Origin of the sequence: Caldalkalibacillus thermarum (assembly GCF_014644735.1) — a bacterium.
GTDB lineage: Bacteria > Bacillota > Bacilli > Caldalkalibacillales > Caldalkalibacillaceae > Caldalkalibacillus > Caldalkalibacillus thermarum.
Map to the genome: position 1 here is coordinate 1 of NZ_BMKZ01000096.1, position 1918 is coordinate 1918.

A 1918-nucleotide genomic window follows, 5' to 3' on the forward strand; every position below is an offset into this window, starting at 1 on the left:
CTCCAAGGTTCCTCGAGATCCAGCCAAATTCATAGATACACGCATCAACCATGCTGAATGGCTCATGAACCCAGCTGTATCAAGGGTTTATGAGTGATTTGTTTATCTAGTGACTGTCGAACTCGGGAAGTAGTAACTACGGGTATGTGTTCACCCCTTTCACGGCGATTAAAAAAGGATAGAGGATGTAAAATATCCCCTCTATCATTCAGATAAAAGCGTCATTTTATTTTTTAACTGTTTCAATGATACGGAATATAGCGCAGACAAAATCCCAATGTGTAACCATAAATATAATCTCAATATATTTTGATTAAATTGAAGAATAATTAATAAACCAATAAGAGAAAATACCATTCCCTTTAGTAAACCACTAATTAGTTGATTATTAATTTTTTTACTAAGGATAAATGGTTTAAAAATAATGGTAAAAATGTAACTCATAAAAAATGTAAATCCTATTATCCCACTCGCCGCTAATACCTCTGCAAATATTGAAATTCCTTCAAAATGCTTAGCAGTTTCTTGATCTGTTACTGTAATACCATGCAATCTCCCGATAGCGGGAGCAACTCCTCCTAAACTTACACCAATTAAAGGATTTTTCATAAATACATTTAAAGTATCCGTAAAATTCTCAAAGCGAGCATCCACAGAATGTGAAGACGTTCCATTAATGCCTGTACCGGATAGGAGAAACGCAGTACGTTCTCCTCCATAAAACACAAATCCTAATAAAGAAATCATTATGGACATATATAATAATACTACTTTAAAATATTTCAGATGAAATTGAGCCTTAAAAAGATGCCACACAAATAAAAAAATGTATCGCATTATCCAAATTACCATTAACAAAATAGCCATTCTTGAAGAACTTAAAATCATGGCTAATGTAATAAACATAAGTATAACAAATAACTTTCTTCTTGAAAACAAATTTATATTTTCATAATATATATAGAACACGAGTATCCAACCAATTAATAAATAGGTTGAATAATATGATGGTTCATAAGAAAATCCATTAATTCTTGGCAAACTCCCTAAAACCCACCATTGGGTCACAAAAGGAGGAGTAATTCCCAATATCCCTAGAGCAAATTGAATTAAACCAAAAATAGACACAAACAAAAATGAATAAATATACCATTTGATTAATGTTAAAATCTTATTTAAATCATTCACGAAGTGTACAAGCGAAAACACCATACACAAATTTAATACCAACCAAAAAAAATATCCTAAATTCCTTTCCCAAAATGTTGTATTTGGTACAAAAACGAGAATAAATATTGTCCATATTACTAAACTTACAGAACCCAAAGGAAGTTTTATTAAGCCGGAGCGAATAGTATTAACAAACCACAAAAAAATGGGAAACATCAGTAAAAATTGAGCAATCCTAAATGTGAATCCACCTATCGAAAAAGTTAAGAATATATCAAACGATGACGTAACAGAAACAAGTATAAAAATGAATAAAAGAAAAGTTATTTTACTTCCTTTATTATTTTGTAAAATTGGTTGACCCATTACGTTATTTCGTAAAATAGAAAGACTCATTACAATAACCTCTCATGTATTTATTTTACAATAAATGGATTTGAGTCAATATCCTGGACACAAAAAAGTTAAGTTTTAAGCGGAATGTTTCACAAGATCTTCCACTTCCTGAGGTGTTCTGTAACCCAGGCGGCTATGGATTCTTTTACGATTATACCACCCTTCTATGAATTGAAATAGGGCTAAGCTTGCCGAATGAAAGTCGAGATACTGTACATGGTTGACCGGATTAACCCCCTAAATTTGGACATAATCACAACTTTTTAAGTTATTTCTCAAAAATGCTCTTTGTTTCGTCTTTTTGTAGTATAGCCTGTCCGTCCATTTCATCAAGGGTAAAGGCTTACGCCCG

Annotated in this window: 1 protein-coding gene; it reads right to left on the minus strand. The window is 32.1% G+C overall.

The window, feature by feature from the left end; all coding sequences use genetic code 11:
- Positions 1-204 precede the first annotated feature (204 nt).
- Positions 205-1566 carry an O-antigen ligase family protein gene (locus IEW48_RS16475; RefSeq protein ID WP_188624704.1) on the minus strand — a complete coding sequence of 454 codons (1362 nt, stop codon included), beginning with the start codon at positions 1564-1566 and terminating at the stop codon, positions 205-207.
- Between the last annotated feature and the right edge of the window lie 352 nt (positions 1567-1918).

What these genes read in the sequence shown, in the direction of transcription:
- IEW48_RS16475 (WP_188624704.1), bottom strand. Translation starts at nt 1,566, where the DNA reads ATGAGTCTTTCTATTTTACGAAATAACGTAATGGGTCAACCAATTTTA.